Raw genomic sequence first — 23,685 nt, 5'->3', positions numbered from 1 at the left:
GAGAGACAGACGGTTGAAATGTTTACATGTGATTTGGGCAGGACTCGTCGTCGTGCTTCTCCTCGGCGGATGCAGCCAGGCGGCGCCGGCCGAGAATGGGAGCAAGCAAGGTGCGCTCAACATTCAGGATTTTGCCGGCAGAACATTATCGTTTCATGAATCACCTGAACGAATCGTCTCATTGTCAACTGGCGACATGAGCATCATTTATGCCTTAGGTGGCCAGGTTGTCGGCCGGCCAACTGCCGAATTGCCAGACAATCTACAAAAGGCAAAGTCCGTACAATCAATTGGCACAACCCATCAATTTGATGTCGAGCTGATCACGAGTTTAAAGCCCGATGTGGTGCTTGGGAATGAATCATTAAACAGCAAGGATATCTCTACTATAGAAGGAATTGGTTCACAGCTTCTTTTGACAAGTGCCAACTCAGTGAAGGACATCCAGCGTCAAGTTACTTTATTTGGTGATTTACTTGGAAAGCAGCAAAAGGCCAAAGCGCTCAATGCTCAAATCGATCAGCGGATCAAGCAAGTGAAGCAGCCTGAGAAAAAAGTAAAGACGCTCGTTGTGTATGGTGCACCCGGCACATATATGGCGGCACTTCCGCAATCTTTAAGCGGTGATCTGCTGCGGATCGCTGGTGGGGCGAATATTGCTGAAAATGAACCAGCACTCGAAAAGTTTCCGCAATATGCACAAATCAATGCAGAAAAGGTAATCGAGGCCGATCCAGATCTCATTTTGCTGATGACACACAGCAATCCTGAAGATGTCAAAGCAGGCTTTATGAGTGAAATGAAGCAAAATGCGGCGTGGCACGATGTATCAGCTGTCAAAAATGGACACGTTGAGATTCTGCCAAGTGACCTATTTGGGACAAATCCAGGCGCAGAAGTCATCAGAGCGATCGATGAATTAGAGAAGAAATTGAAGCGATTGTCATCATGAAGATGAATGCAGAACTAGATTTTCAAAAAAGGCAGTCAAGACGAAAATGGCTGTTACCAGGATTGTTTCTCACTTTATGTGTGGGCGTCTGTCTAGGACTTGCGGTAGGTTCTGTCCAATTATCGCTGACGGATTTAATGGCTGTGTTCACGGGATCAGGTCTGCCTGTTCATGAAAAAATTGTCATGGATTTACGGTTGCCGCGTGTGCTCATTGGTTTTCTCGTTGGGGCCTGTCTCGCAGCATCAGGAGCGATTTTACAAGGAGTTGTCCGAAATCCACTGGCTGACCCTGGAATCATTGGTGTGACTGCGGGCGGCGGGTTAGCTGCTGTCCTCAGCATGATTGTTCTTCCGCAATTCACGTATTTGCTTCCGGCAGCCGCTTTTCTGGGCGCCTTATTAGCAGCTCTTGTCGTGTATATGCTGTCATTTGATCAAGGGGTTTCACCGCTTAAATTGATCTTGGCAGGTGTTGCCGTCAATGCCTTGCTCGGTGCGGTGATGAATGGGTTTATGGTGCTTTACAGTGAGCGTGTGCAGGCTGTTTTGCCTTTTCTATCAGGGGGATTAAACGGGCGGAGCTGGCATCATCTTAGCTTTGTGTCGCCATATGCGCTGGCTGGATTATGTCTTTGTTTTTTCGCCATTAAACCGTCCAATCTCCTTTTGCTTGGCGATGAATCGGCTCAGCTATTGGGCCTTCGAGTAGAGCGGACTCGATTTTTTCTCATTGCGCTGGCCGCTCTTTTAGCTGGAGCAGCTGTCAGTGTCAGCGGTTTAATCGGTTTTGTCGGGCTTGTTGTACCCCATTTTATCCGTCTTTTAATCGGAGATGACTACCGGTATTTGCTACCGATTTCAATGCTTGGAGGGGGCGTGCTTGTGGTCTTTGCCGATACAGCGGCACGGGTCTGGTTTACACCGGTTGAATTGCCTGTAGGGATCTTGCTTGCCTGCATCGGTGCACCTTTCTTCCTCTATTTATTAAAAAAGAAAGGGAGGGGTTAAGATGGATGTCATTGCAATGGATGACGTGAGTCTCAGTCAAGGCGGCTTTCGGCTGTCTTCCATTTCAGCAGCTGTTCCTAAAGGGAGTGTGACCGGAATCATTGGCCCGAATGGGTCAGGTAAGTCGACTTTTATCAAAGCGGCCGCACGACTGACCTCAATCGAAAGCGGCATGATTTACATTCACGACATCCCACAAAAAGAGATGACGGCACAGGAGATCGCCAAGGAGGTGGCAGTTCTCATGCAAACAAGAACCGCCATTCCATCGATGACAGTACGTGAGCTGGTCGCACTTGGACGCAGTCCGCATCGTTCCATCTGGAAAAAAAGCACCACGTCAGATCATGAAGCGATTGAGTGGGCGCTTGAGGTGACGAATAGCCGCACCAATGAAAACAGAATGCTCCATACATTATCAGGCGGAGAAAGACAAAAGGCATATATTGCAATGGCACTGGCTCAGAAGACAGAGACTATCATTCTGGATGAGCCAACCACTTATTTAGACATTGCGCATCAGCTTGAATTACTGGAGCTGCTCAAACAGCTGAATCAAACACATGGCATCACCATTTTAATGGTTCTCCATGACTTGCAGCAGGCCGCAAAATATTGTGACCGTCTCATTGCTATGAAGCGAGGTCAGGTGCATCAAATTGGCTCACCAAATGAAGTGTTAACAGAAGACTTTTTCAAGGAGGTTTTTGGGATTCAGGCGGAGGTTCACTTAGACGGACCGCATCCACTCATTATCCCCATTGCCTCCATTCAACAACAAAAGGGAGATGAACCAAACATGATTATTGTAAACAACCAAGTAAGAGTAGAAAAAGGCAGTGCAGACCACCTTGTTAAACGGTTTAACAAGCAGGGGCAAGTAGAATTTATGGAAGGTTTTTTAGGAATGGAAGTATGGGTCACTCAGCAGACAACTGATTACGATGAAGTGACCATTCATACCCGCTGGAATCGAAAAGAAGACTTTGTGAATTGGACAAAATCTCAGGCATTTGGTGATGCGCATGCTCATGGAAAGGCGAAACCTGAAGGCCTGTTAAAAAACAAAATTACGTACTATGAAGTGCAAGTGACAAGACCCGCTTTACAGAAAAAAGCCTAAATATTCAAAAGCGCTGCAGCGAAGAAGCAGCGCTATTTTTTTTGTGATTGTCTCTTTCCGTCACATATTTTTGACAAAGTATTCAAACAACTGACACAATCCTATCCAAATTTTAGGTAAAATTTACTTTATTTTTGAAGCGCATGGGTGTAAAGTACAGGTATAAATAACTAACCGAATGAAAATCAAGAGTAAAATTTCACCGAGTGAACTATATCAAATGGACTTCCGCTTGTGAATCATTGAACAAATAGTGAACTTTTTGTGAAATGGTGAGCATAAATATCTCGAATCATTCGGCATGCGAAAGTAAGGGAGGATGTAAGGCTGTGAGTGAGCTGTTTTTAGCAAGATTTCAATTTGCCTCAACGACATTATTTCATTTTATTTTTGTTCCTATGTCTATAGGTTTGGTATTTATCGTTGCATTGATGCAAACCCTTTATGTCGTCAAGAAAAAAGAGATTTATAAAAAGATGGCGAAATTTTGGGGTCACCTTTTCTTAATTAACTTTGCAGTAGGTGTGGTGACAGGGATTCTGCAAGAATTCCAGTTTGGGATGAACTGGTCTGATTATTCAAGGTTTGTCGGTGATGTCTTTGGTGCACCGCTTGCCATTGAAGCGCTATTGGCCTTTTTCCTTGAATCGACCTTTATTGGCCTTTGGATATTCGGCTGGGACCGTCTGCCGAAAAAAATTCATTTGTTATGTATTTGGCTTGTTTCTCTTGGTACGATCTTTTCGGCGTTTTGGATTTTACTCGCCAACTCATTTATGCAGGAGCCAGTTGGATTTGTGATTAAAAATGGCCGTGCAGAAATGAATGACTTTGGGGCGCTCGTGACAAATCCGCAACTTTGGGTGGAGTTCCCGCACGTTCTGTTTGGTGCATTGGCAACCGGTGCTTTCTTTATCGCGGGTGTCAGTGCCTATAAAATGATCAAAAAACAAGAAGTGACCTTTTTCAAAAAATCTTTCCAGATTGCCATGGTGCTTGCTTTCATTTCTGGCTTAGGTGTGGCGTTCTCTGGACATGATCAAGCGAAGCACTTAATGGAATCACAGCCGATGAAGATGGCAGCAAGTGAAGCCCTTTGGAAGGATAGTGGAGATCCAGCGGCTTGGACACTATTTGCTAACATTGACACAGATAAAAAAGAAAACTCTGCGGAGATCAATATTCCGTTTGCTTTAAGTTACTTGGCTTATTCGAAGTTTAGTGGAGATGTGCCAGGCATGCTGACCCTTCAAAAAGAATATGAAGCCAAGTTTGGTCCTGGAGATTACATTCCTCCAGTCAAAACAACCTTCTGGAGCTTTAGAATCATGGTAGGTGCCGGCATGTTGATGATTTTTGCTAGTATGATTGGTTTGTATTTGAGCTTTAGAAAAAAACTAGAATCAAACAAATGGTATTTACGCTTCATGGTATGGATGATTGCGTTCCCGTTTATTGCAAACTCAGCGGGCTGGATCATGACGGAAATTGGGCGTCAGCCGTGGACAGTCTTTGGTATGATGACAACCGCACAATCCATTTCACCAAACGTATCGTACGGCATGTTGCTATTCTCAGTCATTAGCTTTACGACCATTTATCTGATTCTTGCCATCGTGCTTGCCTACTTATTCATTCGAGAAATCAAAAAAGGTGCACATTCTGAAGAGAATACAGATCAAAAGGATGAAACGGACCTGTCTACAGATCCATTTGATGGAGGCGCATATCATGGCATATCTTAACGAGATTTGGTTTATTCTTGTCGCAGTATTGTTTGTTGGATTTTTCTTCTTAGAAGGATTTGATTTTGGTGTCGGGATGTCCATGCAGCTTCTTGGAAAAGATGCACATGAGCGCCGCATTTTAATCAATACGATTGGCCCTTTCTGGGATGCGAATGAGGTCTGGCTGATTACAGCTGGTGGGGCTATTTTCGCCGCTTTTCCTCACTGGTACGCTACGATGTTCAGCGGATACTATATTCCGTTTGCAGTTCTTTTATTAGCGCTCATTGGGCGGGGGGTCGCCTTTGAATTTAGAGGGAAGGTCGAGAAGGCTTCATGGATCAAAACGTGGGACTGGGTGATCTTCTTTGGTAGCCTGCTTCCGCCATTTTTACTCGGCGTGCTATTCACAAGTATTTTACGAGGAATGCCCATTGATCAGAGCATGAATATGTACGCTGGATTTACAGACTTTGTGAATCTTTATTCAGTGATCGGCGGGGTAGCCGTGACGGCTCTTTGCCTCCTGCATGGATTGATTTTCGTCACACTCCGCACTGAGGGTGATTTAAGAAATCGTGCAAGAAAGCTCGGCCAGCGTGTTTTATTGATTGCACTACCAGTTCTTGTTCTATTTGTTGGTGTGTCTATTCTTGAAACAGACATTTATACCGTGCGTCCGATCATTACGATCCCTTTAACTGTACTCATTGTGGTTTGTTATGTAGCGGCTCTATTCTTTATGAGAAAAGAGCGTGATGGATGGACATTTTTATTCACAGGTGCAGGTATTATGGTGACGGTGACCATGCTTTTCACAGCATTATTCCCGCGTGTCATGATTAGTTCGATCAACCATGCATTCGACCTCACCATTCAAAACGCTGCATCAGGATCTTATTCACTGACGGTCATGACGATTGTTGCCATTTCTTTGCTGCCTTTTGTGCTTGGGTATCAAATCTGGAGCTACTATGTCTTCCGTAAACGTGTAAGCGGTAAGGAGCCAATGACCTACTAATGGATAAACGTTTGCTTCAACTAAAAGGAATGAGGGGGCTTCTTGCCCTCTTAGGTATTGTGTCAATCATCCAAGGAGCAAGTATTATTTTTCAAGCAAAGTGGTTGGCACATGCCATAACAACGCTGTTTGACGGGAAGAGCCTCATACAGGCAACACCTTATGTCTTGCTGTTTCTTGCTGCCTTTCTGGTGCGGCACGGTCTCACCTTGATGCGGGAGAAGGTCATGTTCACCTATTCTTCCCGAATTGGAGCAGACGTCAGAAAGCAGCTGTTGGACCAGCTTTTCCGTTTAGGGCCAGCTTTCACGAAGAAAAAAGGAACAGGAAAGCTTGTGACATTGGCGATGGAGGGCATTGCCCAATATCGTCAGTATTTACAGCTGTTTTTGCCGAAAATGGTGAACATGGCAGTTATTCCGGTGATGGTGCTTGTCTATGTTTGGACATTAGATGAAACATCTGCTGTCATTCTCATTGTCACGCTGCCAATTTTAATTGTTTTTATGATTTTGCTAGGACTTGTCGCTCAGCGTAAAGCGGCCAAACAATGGAGATCGTATGAGAAATTATCCAATCATTTTACTGATTCTCTCCGTGGCCTTGAAACGCTTCGCTACTTAGGGATTAGCAAAAAGCATTCTCGCAATATTGGAGAGGTCTCAAAGCGTTATCGAAAGGCGACGATGAGCACACTGAAAGTCGCCTTTCTTTCTTCTTTTGCTCTCGATTTCTTTTCTATGCTGTCCATTGCGACTGTCGCTGTATTTCTCGGCTTGCGCTTAATTGAAGGAGATCTTTTGTTATTGCCCGCTTTGACCGCACTAATGCTTGCGCCAGAATATTTTTTGCCAGTCCGTGAAGTGGGGAATGATTATCATGCGACGTTAAACGGTAAAGAAGCGAATGAGGCGATTCAAGTGATTTTAGAGGAAAAGGGCTTCCGAGAGCAGGAGACACAATCCGTGCAGCTGAACGAGTGGAATGAGCAATCTGAGCTCACACTGCAAGATGTCAGTGTCTTGCATGATGAGCATGCACCATATTCGATTCAGGATGTGGACCTCACTGTGAAAGGAAAGAAAAAAATTGGGATCATCGGTGCCAGTGGTTCGGGGAAATCGACGTTAACGGATGTTCTCGGCGGTTTTGTTGAACCGTCTGCAGGTGAAATCATCCTAAACGGAAAGCCGCTTGCTCATTTACAGCTGGCGGCATGGCAAAAAGAAGTCGTTTATATGCCGCAGCATCCTTATTTATTTCACATGACACTGAGAGAAAATATTCGTTTTTATGAACCGAATGCAACCGATGAAGACGTCGAAAGAGCGGTGGAAGAGGCAGGTTTGTCTCAGCTCGTAGCGGAACTCCCCAATGGACTGGATGAGGTCATTGGCGAACAGGGCAGAGGACTGAGCGGCGGACAAGCGCAGCGGATTGCACTCGCTCGCACAGTGCTCGGCCAGCGATCCATTATGCTGTTAGATGAACCAACGGCTCATCTGGATATTGAGACAGAGTATGAATTAAAGAAAACAATGCTTCCATTGTTTGAAAATAAACTTGTGTTTTTAGCCACACACAGACTTCATTGGATGACGGATATGGATGAAATCATTGTGATGGATCATGGGACGATTGCAGAGATGGGGACTCATGAATCATTAATGGAAAGAAAAGGTGTGTACTATCAATTGGTACAGGAACAAATGGGGGCGGTCACACATGGTCAGTAAAGGCTGGTTTATACCTTATATCAAGGAGAATCAAAAGCTGTTTGCCTTGGTGCTTTTTTTAGGGGCGATTGCGGTGTTTTCTGCTTCTATGCTCATGTATACGTCAGGGTTCCTCATTTCAAAAGCTGCCACAAGACCTGAGAATATCTTGATGGTCTATGTCCCAATCGTGGCAGTACGTACCTTTGGTATTTCACGCTCAGCGGCTCGTTATGCAGAGAGACTGGCGAGTCATCAACTCATTTTGACGATGATTGAAAAAATGCGGGTACGTCTTTATGATATGGCTGAACGAAGTGCCAAACAGACGAAGCTTGGAACAGGTGAAATGCTTGGGCTGTTATCAGAAGATGTGGAGAGATTACAGGATGCGTATTTAAAAACAATTTTTCCATCCATCGGTGCGCTGCTTTTATATGCCGCTTCGATTGGAGCACTTGGGCTTTTTTCATGGCCTTTTGCCGGATTGATGCTGCTTTATATGGCGCTGCTCGTATTTGTATTCCCATACATCACAGTACTTGTGAACCGGGCACGACAAATTCAAATGAAGAAAGGCAGAAATGAACTGTACAGCCATTTAACAGATGCCGTCATGGGCGTGAGTGACTGGTTGTTTAGCGGCAGACAGAACGATTTTGTTGAAGGCTATGAACGAAAAGAAGCAAAGCTATTAGCACTCGAAGCGGCAAAGCATCGGTTTATCCGTCTGCGCCAATTTTTAGCACAGCTAGTCATTGGAGGAGCAGTCGTCTTTGTCGTGTATTGGAGCGGCTCAGTCGTTCAGGCTGGTTCTATGCCGCACACGCTCATCGCAGCCTTTGTGCTTGTGCTGTTTCCATTAACAGAAGCTTTTCTTCCGCTGTCAGATGCAGCAGGTGATATTCCTGTTTATCAGCATGCCGTCAGCAGATTAAATCATTATGAAGAGCAGTCGTATGAAGGATTAGTGGAGAGGGAGGCAGCAGACGAGACACCCGTCTCTGATGGCGTTGAAGCGGTCTGTTTTGATCAAGTCACCTTCGGATATGAAGTCAATAAACATGTACTAAAGCATTTTTCGTTTTCACTGAAGCAAGGTGAATCGCTCGCTCTTTTAGGAAAAAGCGGTGCAGGCAAATCGACCATTTTAAAATTGTTAGAAGGGGCAGTCGTGCCAAATCAAGGGGTTGTCAGTATTCAGGGGAAACCGGTACAAAGCATTCAAGAGGAGGTATCCTCTTATGTGTCTGTGCTCAATCAACAGCCCTATTTATTCGATACATCTGTTTTAAACAACATTCGCTTAGGCTCTCCAGAAGCGACAGAAGAGCAAGTAAAAGAAGCCGCGCGGCAAGTGCAGCTGCACGATTACATTGAGTCTTTGCCAGAAGGTTATCACACAGGTGTACAAGAGACAGGGGTTCGTTTCTCTGGTGGAGAAAGGCAGCGTATGGCTCTAGCTCGGATTTTGCTGCAAAACACACCGATTGTTGTATTAGATGAACCAACCGTTGGGCTTGATCCACGCACAGAGCGTGAATTGCTTGAAACAATCTTCCGTGTGTTAAAAGGAAAAACAGTCATTTGGATCACCCATCATCTCACTGGCTGTGAGGCATGCGATCGTATGATGTTTATTGAAGGTGGACGCATTGAGATGCAGGGGCAGCATCATGATTTGCTGAAAGAAAACCTGCGTTATCAAAAGCTGTATGAAATGGACCGTCCATTTTCGGTCGTGTAAAAAATGGATGACAAGAACGTTCGGACAGAAGATTTCTGCCCGAACGTTTTTTTGAGCTTAAGGATTTACTTTTCCTACACCCGCATTTGATACAACTTCTGATTTCACATTGTTCACGTTAAGCAAAGAGTAGTTATAAGGAGGGTTGTACGTACCTGTTGAAGACGTTGGCAGGCTACCTGTGCTGTTAATATATGAGTTGTTGATGACATGCCATGTACCGACTTGACGGCTGTCCCAGCTGCCAATGGCATTGTTTGTATTTTCAAATACGTTGTGCTCAATTCTCATTTTTGCGCCCATACGTGAATTAATCGCTGTTGTTAGGATGTTTTTGTAATAGTTGTTATACACATGGCCTTCCCCGAAGCGCATAGACGGTACACGAGAGTTCAAGTTTTCAAAACGGTTGTTGTGGAACGTGATTTTTCTGTTGTAGTTATCGTTATCGGAGCTGCCCATCAGCATCGTTTTCCAGCTGTCATGGACATAGTTCCATGAGAACGTAATGTAATCAGAGTCATTTTTCACATCGAATAACCCATCATAGTCATCTTTATCAGAGTTCAAAGTGTTGTAGAGTTCATTATGGTCGACCCATACGTTTTTAGAGGCACCTTCGATTCCGATGGCATCTTTATCACCGATTTTGCTGTGATGGATTTTGAGGTTGCGGATGATGACGTTATTAGCGCGCCATACTTTAATACCAATCCCGTTAAATTCGCCGTTTGTCCCTTTACCGACGATGGAGACATTGTTTGTATCTTTCACATCAATTTTATTGGCCGAAGTATTAGAAGGAGTAATCGTTCCGTCTACCACGATTTTCAATTTTTCATTTGTTCCTTTGCTTTTGAGGGCAGCTAATAGTTCATTTCCGGTTTTCACCGTCACCGTTTTACCGCCTTCACCGCCTGTTGTACCGCCATTTAATGTGGAGAATCCTTGCTGATTAAAATTGGCCATAATCGAAGGGCTTTCTGGATATTTCGTTGCTGCTTTTGCCTCCCCATTTGGCGCAAATAATGAAGTCACGAGACCAACCGCTAACACACCAGCTAACATTGGAACTTTTTTCTTCAACATGAACATCTCCATTCTCTATTTTGTTTTAATGTGAACGTTTCCAAAATAAGCTGCGATTCAACCGCTCCTCCTTCCTTTGCCAGCATCGCCTCTTTCGGAATGTAGGAAGAGCATAGCACGCAAAAAGGTATCATCGGCTAAGAATTGAAACGAAGTATTCCACGATTTTCAAGGAAACTAAGGCAATGATTATTTCAATTTATCTAAATGAGACAAGGATCATTGACGATAGGTATTGGGGTAACCTAGTGATTATGAAAAGGACGTTCCCCATTTGAAGGAAAATCAAGATGATTACGAAAGCGTCATTTTGTTAGAGACAAAGACATGTCATAATCATTACATAAGAAAAAATTGGATATCAAATAGATCCGTGCGCTAAACAACAGGTAGACAAGGCTCCAATTAAAAAAAAGAAGGTCTATTTTAAACGATGCGATCACTGGTGTCGTCTAATCAATAAGAGATAGAAAGGAAGGAGGGACGTGTTTGGAGCAGACCGAGGAGACTTTATGGATTAAGCGGGCAAAACAGGGGGATGATGCCGCATTTACCGCCCTTTATCGGCATCATTATTCGTTTCTTTACCGTTATTTGATGAAATTGACCCTTCAACAAGAGCTGACAGAGGAGATCATGCAAGAAACGATGCTCAAAGCGTACATGAAACTTTCTTCTTTTAGAGGAGATTCATTATTTTCAACATGGCTCATGTCCATTGCATCTAGACAATTTTTAGATCATCAAAAGAAAAGAAAACGTGAACAAACGAGAGAAGGGAAGGCGAATCAAGAAGCCATCCGCCGGTTCAAATGGGATGTTCAGCAAAAAGGCCATACTTGGCATGACATGTGGGATGCTTTAAATGAGTTAAAGGCTCAGGAGAGAGTACCGATCCTTCTCCATTACTATTATGGCTTTACTTACCCTGAAATCGCTTCGATGCTCGAGGTGAGAGAAGGTACGGTGAAATCGAGGGTTCATCATGGGATCAAGAAAATTCGAAAGGAGTGGGACTGATGAAAGAAGATCGTTTCGCCGATCGTTTAAAAGAGGAGCTGCAGGAGCTCGATGAACAAATCGAAGTAGAAAAGCCGAGTGAACAAGCTTTGATGTTGATGCTAAAGCAGGCAAAGGAAAAAGAGAAAAAACGTTTTAAACAAGAAGTGCTGGCGTACATCCTCGTCAGTCTGACCATCATGACACTTTTTGCAGCTGCCATTACTCATTTGCCCATCATCTTCATTCTTCTCCAAGTGGTGAGCGTGCCACTCTGTGTGGTTGTCGGCATCAAGGAATATCAACAGATTAAAGGAGGGTCTTCCTTATGAGTCAGACGGAAATGATCATCTTATTGTGCGCATTACCGTTACTGTTTGCACAGGGATTTCTCTTATTTATGGATGCCAAGAAAAGAGGGCGTTATAAATGGTTCTGGGGTATCATTGGGTTAATCAACTTCCCATCTTCTTCTATTTTATATTGGCTGTGTGTTGTCTTACCTGATCGGAAAAGAGGAGAAAAGCTCAGAAAAGATTGAAAGACGTTGTAAAACTTTTGACCTTTTTTTTGAATGATCATCATCTAGAAAAAGTGAAAGTTTCATGAATGTGTCAAAGAAAGCGGGATGTTGAACGTCCAGTTCGTCATTTCTAGCACGATAGTCATTTTTTGAACGGGTCATTTTCATGACGGAAGGTGATTCTGCTTGATCTATCTCATTTCGGCATCGTTTTCATCTGTTATCAATATTGATCAGTTTTTACAAATGGTGTTAAATTAATCTCAATATGCGTTAGAAAATCTAACAACCAAAGAGTGAGATATTGACAAGGAGGCAGATGAGACATGTTGACCTTAGATCGAGCAGCACAAACAGCACAAAGCTACATCCACCGTGTGCTAGAGGATGTAGAAAAACGGAATCCAGGCGAGGCGGAATTCCAGCAAGCCGTGAAAGAAATTCTGGAATCCCTCGTCCCGGTTTTTGCAAAACACCCAGAGTATGAAAAACAGGGGATCTTAGAACGCTTAATTGAGCCTGAGCGGCTTGTGATGTTTCGTGTACCGTGGGTAGACGATGAAGGCAAAGTACAGGTGAACAGAGGATTCAGGGTTCAATTTAATAGTGCCATCGGTCCTTATAAGGGGGGCATTCGGTTTCACCCATCGGTCAATGCAAGCATAATCAAGTTTTTAGGATTTGAACAAATCTTTAAAAACGCACTGACAGGTTTGCCGATCGGCGGAGGGAAAGGTGGATCAGATTTTGACCCTAAAGGGAAATCTGATGGAGAAATCATGCGTTTTGTTCAAAGTTTTATGAGTGAACTCAGTCGTTATATTGGACCTGATCAAGATGTACCGGCAGGAGATATTGGGGTAGGTGCACGCGAAATTGGCTATATGTTCGGACAGTACAAAAAAATGCGTGGTGCGTATGAAGCAGGTGTCCTGACAGGAAAAAGTCCTGGTTTTGGAGGCAGCTTAGCGAGAAAAGAAGCGACAGGCTATGGACTGGTGTACTTTATGGAAGAAATGTTAAAAGCCCACGGAATGCAATTTGAAGGGCGATCTGTTGTTGTGTCTGGGTCAGGAAATGTATCGATTTATGCGATGGAAAAAGTATTAGAATTAGGCGGAAAGGTTGTGGCTTGTAGTGATTCAAGCGGAGCCATTTACGACCCTCAAGGCATTTCACTTGAGACAGTGAAGCAGCTGAAGGAAGTCGACAACCAGCGAATTGGTGCCTACATAGACATTCACCCGCATGCTGAATTGATTGAAGATTGCGAACAAATTTGGTCTCTCCCTTGTGACATTGCGCTGCCATGTGCGACCCAAAATGAAATTTCAGAGTCGCAAGCACAGCAGCTAGTGGCAAACGGTGTCATCGCTGTAGGAGAAGGGGCCAATATGCCGTCCACACTTGGGGCCGTCAAAGTATTTGAACAACATGATATTTTGTTTGCACCAGCAAAAGCGGCAAATGCTGGCGGAGTGGGTGTTTCGGCGTTAGAAATGGCGCAAAACAGTGCGAGAATGTCTTGGACTTTTGAAGAAGTAGATGGTCAGTTGAAACAAATGATGCAGTCGATTTATCGTCAGTGTACCGAGACTGCTGAAGAATACGGACACTCTGGAAACTTAATGGTAGGCGCAAATATTGCAGGATTTCGCAAAGTGGCAGATGCCATGATCGCACAAGGCGTCATTTAACTCCTGCTCTCCCGCACCTGTTTATTTCATGACAAGATCGGGAATTGTCTTGTAAGAATGACAATAAGGAGGCGCGGGAGAAAATGAAAAAGTGGCTGAAACAAATTGTCAAATGGGCACCAGTGATTTATCCAGTGGTGAGGAAAATATACAAAGAACGAAAAGCATCCAAAAGTCGTAACGTATCAGCCGGGTAATCCGGCTTTTTTTTATGAAATGAATGAAACAAAAAAATATGCTGTGGGAATGATCCATTTCACTTCTCTCTCCGTTAAGTACATAACAAACGGAAAGAGGAGGCAAAACAGATGAAAATGAAAAAAGCATTTTTAACGATCCCGCTTAGTGCAGCATTATTATTACCAACTGCTCAAATGGCAAGTGCACACGAAGGACATATGCATGGGGATGCAAAAAAGTCGTCATCATCACAAGAGGTGTCAAATAAAGCAACGGATCTTCGCGCAGCGCTTGATCAGCTGTTCTCAGAGCATGCTTATTTAGCAGTGATCACGATGCAAAAAGGAATTGATGGCAGTAAAGATTTTGACCAAGCAGCAGCAGCGTTAAATGAAAACACGAATGATCTATCAGATGCGATCGCCTCTGTGTATGGAAAAAAAGCAGGGAAACAATTCAAAGAGATTTGGTCAAGCCATATCGGTTACTTTGTTGATTATGTACAAGCAACAGCGAAAAAAGATGAAGCAGGTAAAAAGAAAGCGGTCAAAGAGCTTGATCAATACCGCATGAAACAAGCTGATATGCTTGATAAAGCAACGGATGGAAGATTGAAAGCAAGTGAACTTGAAGAAGGTTTAAAAATGCACGTCAATGAACTGCTAAAAGCTTTTGATAGTTACACAGAAAAGGATTTTGATACAACCTATGAAACGGTCAGAAAATCCATTCATCATATGTTTGAAGTAGGTAAAGGTGTATCATGGGCGATTACAGATCAATTTCCTGGGAAATTTGATCAAAAATCAGTCGATACTCCAGCCGCAGATCTTCGTGAGGATTTAAACTACTTGTTCTCAGAGCATTTGGCACTCGCGGTAGTGGCTATGCAAAAAGGGAATGATGGCAGCAAGGACTTTGACCAAGCGGCAGCAGCGTTAAATGAAAACACGAATGATCTATCAGATGCGATCGCTTCTGTTTATGGAAAAGATGCAGGAAAACAATTTAAAACGATCTGGTCAAGTCATATCGGATATTTAGTTGATTATGTTAAAGCGGATGCATCAGGAGACGAGCAAGCAAAAGAGAAGGCTGTTAAAGATTTAGATGCTTACCGTATGAAACAAGCAAAATTTTTAGATCAAGCGACAGATGGCCGCTTGAAGGCGGCTGACTTAGAAGCCGGGTTGAAAACCCATATTGATGAGCTCATCAAAACGTACACGTCTTATCACAATGGCGAATATGATCAGCTGTACCCGACTGTCAGAGAAGCATACGGCCATATGTTCATGGTTGGTCAAGATGTCGCATCAGCTATTGTCGATCAGCATCCTGAATTATTCAAATCCAACATGCCAAATGAGATGCCGAAAACAGGTATGGGAGGCACAGCCGGTCCATTAGGTATGTCATATGAAGCATTTGCTGGGATGATGGCAAGTCTCATCTTAGCCGGAGGTGCAGTGGGGGCGTTCTTCCTCATTCGCCGTAAACCATCAAATTAAACAATATCAAGACAAGAGGGAACGTGCACAATCGTGCCGTTCCTTTCTTCAAAAGGAGGTCGACTTGCGTGAAAAGATGGCTGTTTAGTATTCTTACGCTTCTCATCATCACGGGCTGCGCATCCCAATCAATAGATGAAAAGTCATCCTCTGAAACTGCATCATCTCCTGAGCCAATGACAGCAAAACAAGCCAAGAATCCATCTCATTCACACGACACGTTAAAAGATGAGCCATCGGGTATTGTCCCCGCTGACATCTCCATTCCAGCGATTGATGTCCAAGCAAAAGTGGAGAAAACGACTTTATCAAAGGATGGCAGTATGGGTGTTCCGCAAAATACAGATCACACGGCTTGGTTTGAAGATGGTCCGAAGCCTGGTGATAAAGGGAATGCTGTCATAAATGGTCATGTTGATAATAAATGGGGTCCAGCTGTTTTTTATCGATTAAAGGAGCTAAAAAAGGGAGACAAAGTCATTGTGACATCCTCGTCAGGGGAAAAGCGAACCTTTGAGGTTCTCAAGGTGAAAAGCTATCCGCGCGAAGAGAAACCAAATGCTTTTTTCGGGTACGCCTTTACACGGAATCTCAATTTCATCACATGTACGGGAACTTTTGATCATGCAGCCGGTACACATGAAAAAAGATTGGTTGTCTTTACACAACTGATTTCCTCATAAGAAAAAGGCGGATACACGGAGGTGTAACGCCTTTTTTTCATGATTTCCACAACAGCATCTTAGAAGAAGATTCATAGGTCATTAGATATGGTTGGATGTATAAATAGGGGCGTTTGTCATATAAATGAGTTGGCAATTTTTATTTCTTTTCAGTAGAATATGAGTAATGAAGAGAACTGTAAGCGTATACAACCTGTCCAAACAAGGCAGATTTTCCACCCTAAATGAAGGAGGCCGACCTAATGCTGAGTAAAAGACTGGCGCACATTTTAAGTCAGCTGATGGCAGCTGAGACTCCTCTCACGAGCGCTGCGCTTTCTGTCAGTTTACAAGTGACAAGCCGCACCATCCGAACAGACATCAAGGAACTGAATGAGCGTCTAGCCCCTTATCAAGCAGCTGTATCAGCTGTTAGGGGCGCTGGCTATGAGCTGTTGATCAACGATGAGAATGCCTTTCGCCGTTTTATGAAGGAAGAAGTCGAACAGGAAGAACCGCTTGCTGTTCTTCCAGAAGAGCGAGTTCGATTTATTTTGAAAAAGCTGCTTCTAGCGGAATCATATGTGAAGCTGGAAGACTTACAGGAGCAGCTGTTTATTAGTAAATCGACGATGAGTAATGACATGAAATGGGTCAAACGTAAGCTCGAACCCTTTGATCTGAAGCTGGAAGCAAAGCCGAATAAAGGCTGCCGGATTAAAGGATCTGAGATGAAAATCCGTTATTGCATGTCAGAATATTTATTCAATGAACGGCGTTCCTATCAAACATTGCTGAACACGGCGGTTACGATTTTGCCAAAACAGGAGCTGGAATTGATTCAGAGAACCATGATTGATTATATCAACGAGGAAAAAATGAATCTATCAGACATTTGCATGAATAATTTAATTGTTCATATTGCTATTGCCTGTAAACGGATTAGACACGGAAACTATGTATCTGTGCTGCCTGAAGAAATCAACGAAATCCCAAGGGCAAAAGAATACAAGGTAGCCAAAAAAATGGTTGAGCGTCTTGAAGGGCTGCTAGATGTCTCATTTCCTCAAGAGGAAATCGTTTATATCGCCATTCATTTGCTAGGAACAGCCAAAATGGTACAGTCTTTTTCAACGGGCGGTCAAAAACAAATTGTGGATGATGACACGAGCCGTCTTGTTCAGCTGATGCTGAAAGCCATTGATCAAAAATTGCAGCTGGATTTAGCGGGAGATGCGGAATTGCTGATTGGCCTCAGTTTGCACTTAAAGCCGGCGATCAATCGGTGTAAGTATGGAATGAATTTAAGAAATCCAATGCTTGATGAGATCAAAGCGGGCTATCCAATTGCCTTTGAAGCAGGGATTGTGGCGAGCAGGGTCATTGAAGAAGAGACAGGTTTGTCCATTCATGAAAATGAGATCGGCTATATGGCACTTCATTTTGGTGCGGCCTTAGAGCGCAGGAAAATGGAGATACCACCGAAGCGATGCCTGATTGTCTGTGCGTCTGGTGCAGGGAGTGCAAGGCTACTTCAAGATCGTTTGCGGTCACAATTTGGGTCAAAGCTGACCATTTTAGGCACAGCAGAGCTTTATTCGCTTCCGCATGTCTCTTTACATGCATTGGATTTAATTATTACAACCATTCCCATTCATATGGATTTACCGATTCCGGTCATTCAAGTGAACACGATTTTAGGAGGCAGTGATTTTTTAAAAATAGAAGAAGCTTTGACAAGTGAAACAAGAGTGACATTAGCCACGCAATATATGAAAAAGGAATTGGTCTTTACAAAACGCGCCTTTCAAACAAAGGAAGAGGTCATACACTTTCTCACGCAAAAGGTCATTGACATGGGCTTAGCGCCAGCAGAACTTACACAATCTGTGATGGAAAGAGAAGAGTCTGCACCGACTTCATTTGGGCATTATACAGCGATTCCGCATCCGATGACCCCGCTAACAGAAGAGACGTTTTGGGCGATCTGTACATTAGAAAAACCGATCATTTGGGGAGAGAAAAAAGTTCAATTTGTGTGCTTGCTTTGTGTCGAAAAGGAGAACGCCAAAGACTTAAAAGGCATGTACCGTCTGCTTGGAGAGCTTGTCCATCATGTGAAATTTATTCAGCACCTCATCACCTGTGACACCTTTGAAGACATGCTGGATGTCATGGATAAAAAAGCGCCTTCGTACAAGAACTAATGGTGTGATATTAACTTTTTCCGCTTCCTAAAGGAAAAAGTATGGGTGTTTATGAAAGCGGTTTCATAATATGATGAATGTGTAAAGAAAAGCTTCATACTTCAAAAAGGGGGCGTTTACAATGAACATTTTATTAGTTTGTGCAGCAGGTATGTCAACAAGCTTACTTGTCACAAAAATGGAGAAGAGTGCACAAGAACAAGGAAAAGACTATCGTATTTGGGCAGTATCTGGAGATGCTGCTAAAAATCATATTGATCAAGCCGATGTGCTTTTATTAGGACCTCAAGTTCGTTATTTATTACCGCAAATGAAAAAACTCGGAGAAGACAAAGGAATTCCAGTAGATGTGATTAATACCGTGCATTATGGCGTATGTAATGGCGCTGAGGTTTTAAAATCTGCTGAACAGTTAGTGAACGGATAAAGGGGGCGGAAGGGATGAATGGATTCAACCGATTTCTAGAAGAGAAGGTTATGCCGTTTGCAGGGAAGATTGCCGCTCAAAGACATTTACAAGCATTGCGTGACGGAATTGTTTTAACCATGCCTCTCATTATCGTCGGTTCACTGTTTCTTATTTTAGCCAACCTTCCGATTCCAGGATACAGCGATTTTATGGCAAGTGTCTTCGGAGCCGAATGGGCCACGAAACTATCCTATCCTGTGAATGCCACCTTTGACATTATGGCACTTGTTGCGACCTTTGGGATCGCGTACAGGTTAGCTGAAAAGTATGCAGTCGATGCACTGTCATCTGGTGCAATTGCTGTCGCAGCTTTCCTCCTAGCCACACCTTATCAAGTACCGTTCACACCTGAAGGATCAACAGAAGCTATCCTAGTGAATGGCGGTATTCCCGTCACACTGATGGGCAGTAAAGGGCTATTCGTTGCCATGATTATTGCCATGCTTTCCACCGAAATTTATCGCTTTATTGTACAGCGGAATATCGTCATCAAAATGCCTGATGGTGTACCGCCAGCAGTTAGTAAATCGTTTATCGCACTTATTCCAGGTTTTGTGGTCATCACGCTGATCTGGGTCGCTAGGCTTCTGATTGAGATGACACCTTTTGAGAGTATTCATAATATCATCACGGTCTTAATCGGCACACCACTATCCATTCTTGGTGGAAGCTTAGGCGGAAGTATCGTTGCCATCGGTGTGCAAATGCTCCTCTGGGCATGTGGTATTCACGGAGCCACCATTGTCGGAGGAGTCATGGGTCCGATTTGGCTCGGTGCGATGGATGAAAACCGTCTTGCCTTCCAAGCAGGAGAAGTGCTGCCGAATATTTTCACAGCGCAGTTCTTTGAAATCTTTATCAATGTCGGCGGAAGCGGCGCGACGCTTGCTTTGGTACTGACCATGATCTTGCGTGCGAGAAGTAAACAAATGAAACAGCTTGGCCGTCTTGCGATTGGGCCAGCCATCTTTAACATCAACGAACCGATCATTTTTGGAATGCCGATTGTGATGAACCCAATGCTTCTCATTCCGTTTATCCTTACGCCAATTATGATGATCATCACCACATATATCGGAATGAGCACAGGACTTGTAGCAAAACCGGCAGGGATCGCTGTCCCGTGGACAATGCCGCCAATCATTTCAGGCTATCTCGCAACAGGCGGGAAAATCTCTGGCGCGGTCATGCAGCTGATTAACCTTGCCTTGTCATTTGCGCTATACTATCCATTCTTTAGAATGTGGGATAAGCAGAAATTGAAAGAAGAAAATGAGCTTGAAGCAAAAGCATCAACAGATGAAAATGTCGTCAGCATGTAATAGAGGGAACAAGGGGGATGCGGCCGATGGAAATGGAACAAATTGTGTTTCAACTCATCTTGCACGGTGGTAATGGCAGAAGCTCGGCCATGGAGGCCATTACATGTGCAAAGCAAGGCAATTTTGATGAGGCGAAGCAAAAATTGCAGGAAGCACAAGACGCGTTAAATGAGGCGCATCACGCACAGACAGAGCTGATCCAAGGAGAAATCAGAGGAGAGAAAACCGACGTCAGTCTCTTGATGATTCATGCACAGGATCATCTGATGAACGCTATGACTGTCAAGGAGCTTGCAGCTGAAATCATTGAGCTCCATGAAAAAATGAAGCAATTCGGAGGTGTCAATTCATGAAAGACGGAATCAAAATTGTCACAATAGGCGGTGGATCAAGCTATACGCCTGAGCTCGTCGAAGGGTTTATTAAACGATATCAAGAATTGCCTGTAAAGGAATTATGGCTTGTGGATATTGAAGCAGGTCAGGAAAAGTTGAACATCGTGGGTGCCCTTGCAAAACGTATGGTCGAAAAAGCAGGTTTGCCGATTGAAGTGCACCTCACCCTTGACCGCCGAGCAGCTCTGAAAGATGCGGACTTTGTCACGACACAATTTCGTGTAGGACTGCTCGAAGCCAGAGCCAAGGATGAGAGAATCCCGCTTAAATATGGCGTCATTGGACAGGAAACGAATGGTCCAGGCGGTTTATTTAAAGGTCTACGCACCATTCCAGTCATTCTAGACATCGTGAAGGATATGGAAGAGCTTTGCCCAGATGCCTGGCTGGTGAACTTTACAAATCCAGCAGGCATGGTCACAGAGGCGGTGTTACGCTACACGAATCTGAAAAAAGTAGTCGGTCTATGCAATGTGCCGATTGGAATCAAAATGGGCATTGCGAAAGCGCTGGATGTCGATGTCGAACGCATTGAAGTACAATTTGCAGGCCTCAATCACATGGTCTATGGCTTAGATGTGTATTTAGACGGGGTCAGCATTATGGATCAAGTGCTCGATGAATTAGGAAATCCAAATAGCCAGTGGTCCATGAGGAATATTGAAGCGAAAAACTGGGAGCCTTCTTTCGTCAAAGGCTTAGGGGTCATTCCATGTCCGTATCATCGTTATTACTATAAAACGAAAGATATGCTAGAGGAAGAACAAAAAGCGGCTCAAGAAAAAGGAACAAGAGCAGAGGTTGTGCAGCAAGTCGAGCATGAACTATTTGAGTTATATAAAGACCCAGATTTATCGATTAAACCGCCGCAGCTCGAAAAAAGAGGCGGGGCTTATTACAGCGATGCAGCATGTAATTTGATCAGCTCCATCTATAATGATAAACATGACATTCAACCGGTAAATACAGTGAACAGAGGAGCGATTGCCAGCATTCCGGCCGAATCAGCGGTTGAAGTGAACTGTATCATTACAAAGGACGGACCAAAACCAATCGCGACAGGTGATCTGCCTGTGGCTGTAAGAGGACTCGTTCAACAAATCAAGTCCTTCGAGCGTGTGGCAGCTGAAGCAGCTGTGACAGGAGATTACGAGACGGCTCTTGTCGCCATGACCATCAATCCACTCGTTCCATCTGATGAAATTGCAAAGCAAATCTTAGATGAAATGCTTGAAGCGCACCGTGAATATTTACCGCAGTTCTTCAAATCAGTGAATGCTTAAAATAAAATGGCCCCTTTATGGGGTCGTTTTTTATGATTTTTTCATATGGAAACCGGAGAAATCAGTGTATGATAGAAAAAACAACATGTACTGTTTCACAGAAAGGACGGTTAGAATATGGTGGCAATTGGGTTAATGCTTTACGGCTTTATCGTTCAACCTCTACTTAGTTACGGCACAGTGGTTTTGTTTTTGTATGGAATCATCGCTTCATTTATTGGCCTGATTCGGCATAGACAGGATGTGTGGATGTATGTTCTCCGCTTGCTCGTTTGTTTTACCATTCCAGTAACCAATCTGTTAATGTATTTCGCAACCATCGGTGGAGATGAAAGAGACTTTGATTTCCAGCCGATGCCGCCAGTTTATCATCTTGTTTTTATCCTAGAAATCATCATCGTCTTTTTACCAGAGATCTTTTTACTGATCGAGAGAAAGCGGAGTATCAAAGGGAAACAGTGGATATATGCAGGGGCCATTGTGGGGATATCGGTCTTGTTTTGGTGCACGCTTTGATGAGAGGCTGATGGACATCTAAGTCTTTTTCGCCTTTTTGTTGCGTAACCTCTTTCGCCTCACTTTTACAAAAGTAATGGAAAGAACAAAGATAGAAATTCCGAGAAACTTAAATAGAAAACGGGTGAAGAACGATGAATCATCGAAACCTGTAGCGATGATGATTGATCCGATGCAAATCCCAAAGAACGCTAGTAAATAAGTAAAAAACATATCATCACTCCTTAAGCGTGGAATAGATCCATATTTTCCATTATGAGGTAGTGAAGGAGATAAAGAAACAAAAAAAGAACCCTTCATCAAATGAAAGGTTCTTTCGCTTGCTTATGCCTGCTTGACGACCGAATCGACTTCTACTGTCCAGCCGAAGATATCTGGCTGAGTTCCTTTTTGGATTCCGGTAATCGCTTCGTACAATTTCTTCGATACTTCGCCTGTTTGACCATTTTGAATGACGTATGGCTGATCGTGATAAATTAATTCACCGACAGGAGAAATGACGGCTGCCGTTCCTGTTCCGAAGATTTCTTCAAGTTCACCTGACTGATGTGCTTCAATTAACTCATCAATTGAAATTTTACGTTCTGTCACAGGGATTTCCCAATGCTTTAACAGCTCAAGCACAGAATTCCGTGTGATCCCTTCTAAAATGCTGCCGTTCAGTTCAGGCGTCACGATTTCTCCGTTGATTTTAAAGAAGATATTCATACTGCCGACTTCTTCAATGTACTTTTTCTCGATGCCATCAAGCCACAGGACTTGTGAAAATCCTTTTGTTTCAGCAACTTGCTGTGCTTTCAAGCTCGATGCATAGTTTCCAGCTGTTTTGGCATTTCCTGTTCCGCCTTTAACAGCGCGGACAAATTCGTTTTCCACCGCAATTTTGACCGGATGGATGCCTTCTTTATAATAAGAACCTACTGGAGATAAAATGATGATCAGCTTGTAGGTGCTTGACGGTGCAACACCTAAATAGGGCTCAGTAGAAATAATGAATGGTCGAATATACAAAGAAGTGCCCTCTGCATCAGGTACCCAATCCTTGTCAATGCGAATGAGTTCATTTAAGCCTTCTAAAACCGTTTCTGTATCAATTTGTGGGATACATAGGCGGTCATTTGATCTGTTTAAGCGTTCCATATTTTTTTCGGGACGGAATAAGAGAATCTTTTGATCCTCAGACACATACGCCTTCAAGCCTTCAAAAACAGATTGGCCATAATGATAAACCATAGAAGCTGGGTCCATTGGAATCGCCTGATAAGGAATAATTCTCGGATCATACCAGCCTTTATCAATTGAATAATCCATCACAAACATGTGGTCTGTGAAGATTTTTCCGAATTCAAGTTGATCAGATTGAGGTTTTGGTTTTTTTGTTGAACTAAGTTCAACGCGGATGGGTTGTTTTGGCATCGTAAATCTCCTTGCTGTTTGATTATTTGAAAATTCTAATAATATGAAATAATTATGATTCTATTCTATACCTTCACAAAATATTAGCAATAGGTTTTCTGGAATTCAAACAAGAAAAATC

At 43.5% G+C, this 23,685-nt stretch carries 22 protein-coding genes; 20 read left to right on the top strand and 2 right to left on the bottom strand.

The features are described 5' to 3' along the window. Positions 1–13: 13 nt before the first annotated feature. From ACSBQP_RS12600 to cydC, 7 genes are all read left to right on the top strand, one after another. The gene (locus ACSBQP_RS12600; RefSeq protein ID WP_058337093.1) at positions 14–952 is read left to right on the top strand and encodes an ABC transporter substrate-binding protein; all 939 of its coding nucleotides are present in this window, start codon (positions 14–16) and stop codon (positions 950–952) included. Continuing rightward, a complete protein-coding gene (locus ACSBQP_RS12595; protein ID WP_099496941.1) occupies positions 949–1,962 on the top strand; it encodes a FecCD family ABC transporter permease in 1,014 nt (337 codons plus the stop codon). The genes ACSBQP_RS12600 and ACSBQP_RS12595 overlap by 4 nt, the downstream gene beginning before the upstream one ends. 1 nt (position 1,963) lies before the next feature. After that, entirely contained in the window at positions 1,964–3,085 is a 1,122-nt protein-coding gene (gene isdG, locus ACSBQP_RS12590; protein ID WP_046526783.1) for a heme oxygenase, read from the top strand. A 329-nt stretch (positions 3,086–3,414) separates the two neighbouring features. Continuing rightward, positions 3,415–4,830, top strand: coding sequence for a cytochrome ubiquinol oxidase subunit I (locus tag ACSBQP_RS12585; protein WP_008345582.1), 1,416 nt, complete (start codon positions 3,415–3,417; stop codon positions 4,828–4,830). Then, the gene (gene cydB / locus ACSBQP_RS12580; protein ID WP_203085398.1) at positions 4,817–5,833 is read left to right on the top strand and encodes a cytochrome d ubiquinol oxidase subunit II; all 1,017 of its coding nucleotides are present in this window, start codon (positions 4,817–4,819) and stop codon (positions 5,831–5,833) included. Before ACSBQP_RS12585 ends, cydB begins: the two co-directional genes overlap by 14 nt. Next, positions 5,833–7,569, top strand: coding sequence for a thiol reductant ABC exporter subunit CydD (gene cydD, locus ACSBQP_RS12575; protein WP_435028458.1), 1,737 nt, complete (start codon positions 5,833–5,835; stop codon positions 7,567–7,569). The genes cydB and cydD overlap by 1 nt, the downstream gene beginning before the upstream one ends. After that, positions 7,559–9,295 carry a thiol reductant ABC exporter subunit CydC gene (cydC, locus tag ACSBQP_RS12570; RefSeq protein ID WP_035702518.1) on the top strand — a complete coding sequence of 579 codons (1,737 nt, stop codon included), beginning with the start codon at positions 7,559–7,561 and terminating at the stop codon, positions 9,293–9,295. The genes cydD and cydC overlap by 11 nt, the downstream gene beginning before the upstream one ends. A gap of 57 nt (positions 9,296–9,352) precedes the next feature. Here cydC and ACSBQP_RS12565 read toward each other — a convergent pair whose 3' ends face one another. Further along, the gene (locus ACSBQP_RS12565) at positions 9,353–10,384 is read right to left on the bottom strand and encodes a pectate lyase family protein (RefSeq protein ID WP_435028457.1); all 1,032 of its coding nucleotides are present in this window, start codon (positions 10,382–10,384) and stop codon (positions 9,353–9,355) included. A gap of 489 nt (positions 10,385–10,873) precedes the next feature. Between ACSBQP_RS12565 and sigY the strand changes: the two genes are divergently transcribed. From sigY to ACSBQP_RS12500, 13 genes are all read left to right on the top strand, one after another. Beyond that, positions 10,874–11,404, top strand: coding sequence for an RNA polymerase sigma factor SigY (gene sigY / locus ACSBQP_RS12560; RefSeq protein WP_213407080.1), 531 nt, complete (start codon positions 10,874–10,876; stop codon positions 11,402–11,404). Continuing rightward, the gene (locus ACSBQP_RS12555) at positions 11,404–11,715 is read left to right on the top strand and encodes a YxlC family protein (protein ID WP_035702515.1); all 312 of its coding nucleotides are present in this window, start codon (positions 11,404–11,406) and stop codon (positions 11,713–11,715) included. Before sigY ends, ACSBQP_RS12555 begins: the two co-directional genes overlap by 1 nt. After that, on the top strand, positions 11,712–11,924 hold the full coding sequence (locus tag ACSBQP_RS12550) for a hypothetical protein (RefSeq protein WP_008345569.1): 213 nt from the start codon (positions 11,712–11,714) through the stop codon (positions 11,922–11,924). The genes ACSBQP_RS12555 and ACSBQP_RS12550 overlap by 4 nt, the downstream gene beginning before the upstream one ends. A 308-nt stretch (positions 11,925–12,232) precedes the next feature. Next, entirely contained in the window at positions 12,233–13,603 is a 1,371-nt protein-coding gene (gene gdhA, locus ACSBQP_RS12545) for an NADP-specific glutamate dehydrogenase (RefSeq protein ID WP_017358690.1), read from the top strand. Positions 13,604–13,686: 83 nt separating this feature from the next. After that, a complete protein-coding gene (locus ACSBQP_RS12540) occupies positions 13,687–13,800 on the top strand; it encodes a hypothetical protein (protein WP_008345567.1) in 114 nt (37 codons plus the stop codon). 111 nt (positions 13,801–13,911) lie between these two features. After that, positions 13,912–15,294: a hypothetical protein gene (locus ACSBQP_RS12535; protein WP_048002463.1), complete on the top strand. Its 1,383-nt coding sequence runs from the start codon at positions 13,912–13,914 to the stop codon at positions 15,292–15,294. 68 nt (positions 15,295–15,362) lie between these two features. Further along, positions 15,363–15,977 carry a class F sortase gene (locus ACSBQP_RS12530; protein ID WP_017368312.1) on the top strand — a complete coding sequence of 205 codons (615 nt, stop codon included), beginning with the start codon at positions 15,363–15,365 and terminating at the stop codon, positions 15,975–15,977. Between the two features lie 242 nt (positions 15,978–16,219). Further along, positions 16,220–18,163 carry a BglG family transcription antiterminator gene (locus ACSBQP_RS12525; protein WP_108611093.1) on the top strand — a complete coding sequence of 648 codons (1,944 nt, stop codon included), beginning with the start codon at positions 16,220–16,222 and terminating at the stop codon, positions 18,161–18,163. A gap of 121 nt (positions 18,164–18,284) precedes the next feature. After that, on the top strand, positions 18,285–18,590 hold the full coding sequence (locus tag ACSBQP_RS12520) for a PTS sugar transporter subunit IIB (RefSeq protein ID WP_007497889.1): 306 nt from the start codon (positions 18,285–18,287) through the stop codon (positions 18,588–18,590). 14 nt (positions 18,591–18,604) lie between these two features. Then, on the top strand, positions 18,605–19,954 hold the full coding sequence (celB, locus tag ACSBQP_RS12515; protein WP_007497888.1) for a PTS cellobiose transporter subunit IIC: 1,350 nt from the start codon (positions 18,605–18,607) through the stop codon (positions 19,952–19,954). 26 nt (positions 19,955–19,980) lie between these two features. Continuing rightward, positions 19,981–20,307 (top strand): PTS lactose/cellobiose transporter subunit IIA, encoded by a 327-nt coding sequence (locus ACSBQP_RS12510; protein WP_008345561.1) that lies wholly within the window; start codon positions 19,981–19,983, stop codon positions 20,305–20,307. After that, positions 20,304–21,632 (top strand): 6-phospho-beta-glucosidase, encoded by a 1,329-nt coding sequence (locus ACSBQP_RS12505; protein ID WP_007497885.1) that lies wholly within the window; start codon positions 20,304–20,306, stop codon positions 21,630–21,632. Before ACSBQP_RS12510 ends, ACSBQP_RS12505 begins: the two co-directional genes overlap by 4 nt. Before the next feature lie 117 nt (positions 21,633–21,749). Continuing rightward, on the top strand, positions 21,750–22,148 hold the full coding sequence (locus ACSBQP_RS12500; protein ID WP_007497884.1) for a hypothetical protein: 399 nt from the start codon (positions 21,750–21,752) through the stop codon (positions 22,146–22,148). 324 nt (positions 22,149–22,472) lie between these two features. Here the strand turns inward: ACSBQP_RS12500 and ACSBQP_RS12495 are convergent, their stop codons facing one another. Then, positions 22,473–23,564 (bottom strand): branched-chain amino acid aminotransferase, encoded by a 1,092-nt coding sequence (locus ACSBQP_RS12495; protein WP_008345553.1) that lies wholly within the window; start codon positions 23,562–23,564, stop codon positions 22,473–22,475. Positions 23,565–23,685 lie beyond the last annotated feature (121 nt).

The sequence above is a fragment of the Bacillus sp. G402 genome (assembly GCF_051172515.1).
Classification (GTDB): domain Bacteria; phylum Bacillota; class Bacilli; order Bacillales; family Bacillaceae; genus Bacillus; species Bacillus altitudinis.
The sequence above is the reverse complement of the archived record's forward strand: the minus strand, read 5'-3'. Positions and strand labels throughout refer to the sequence as shown.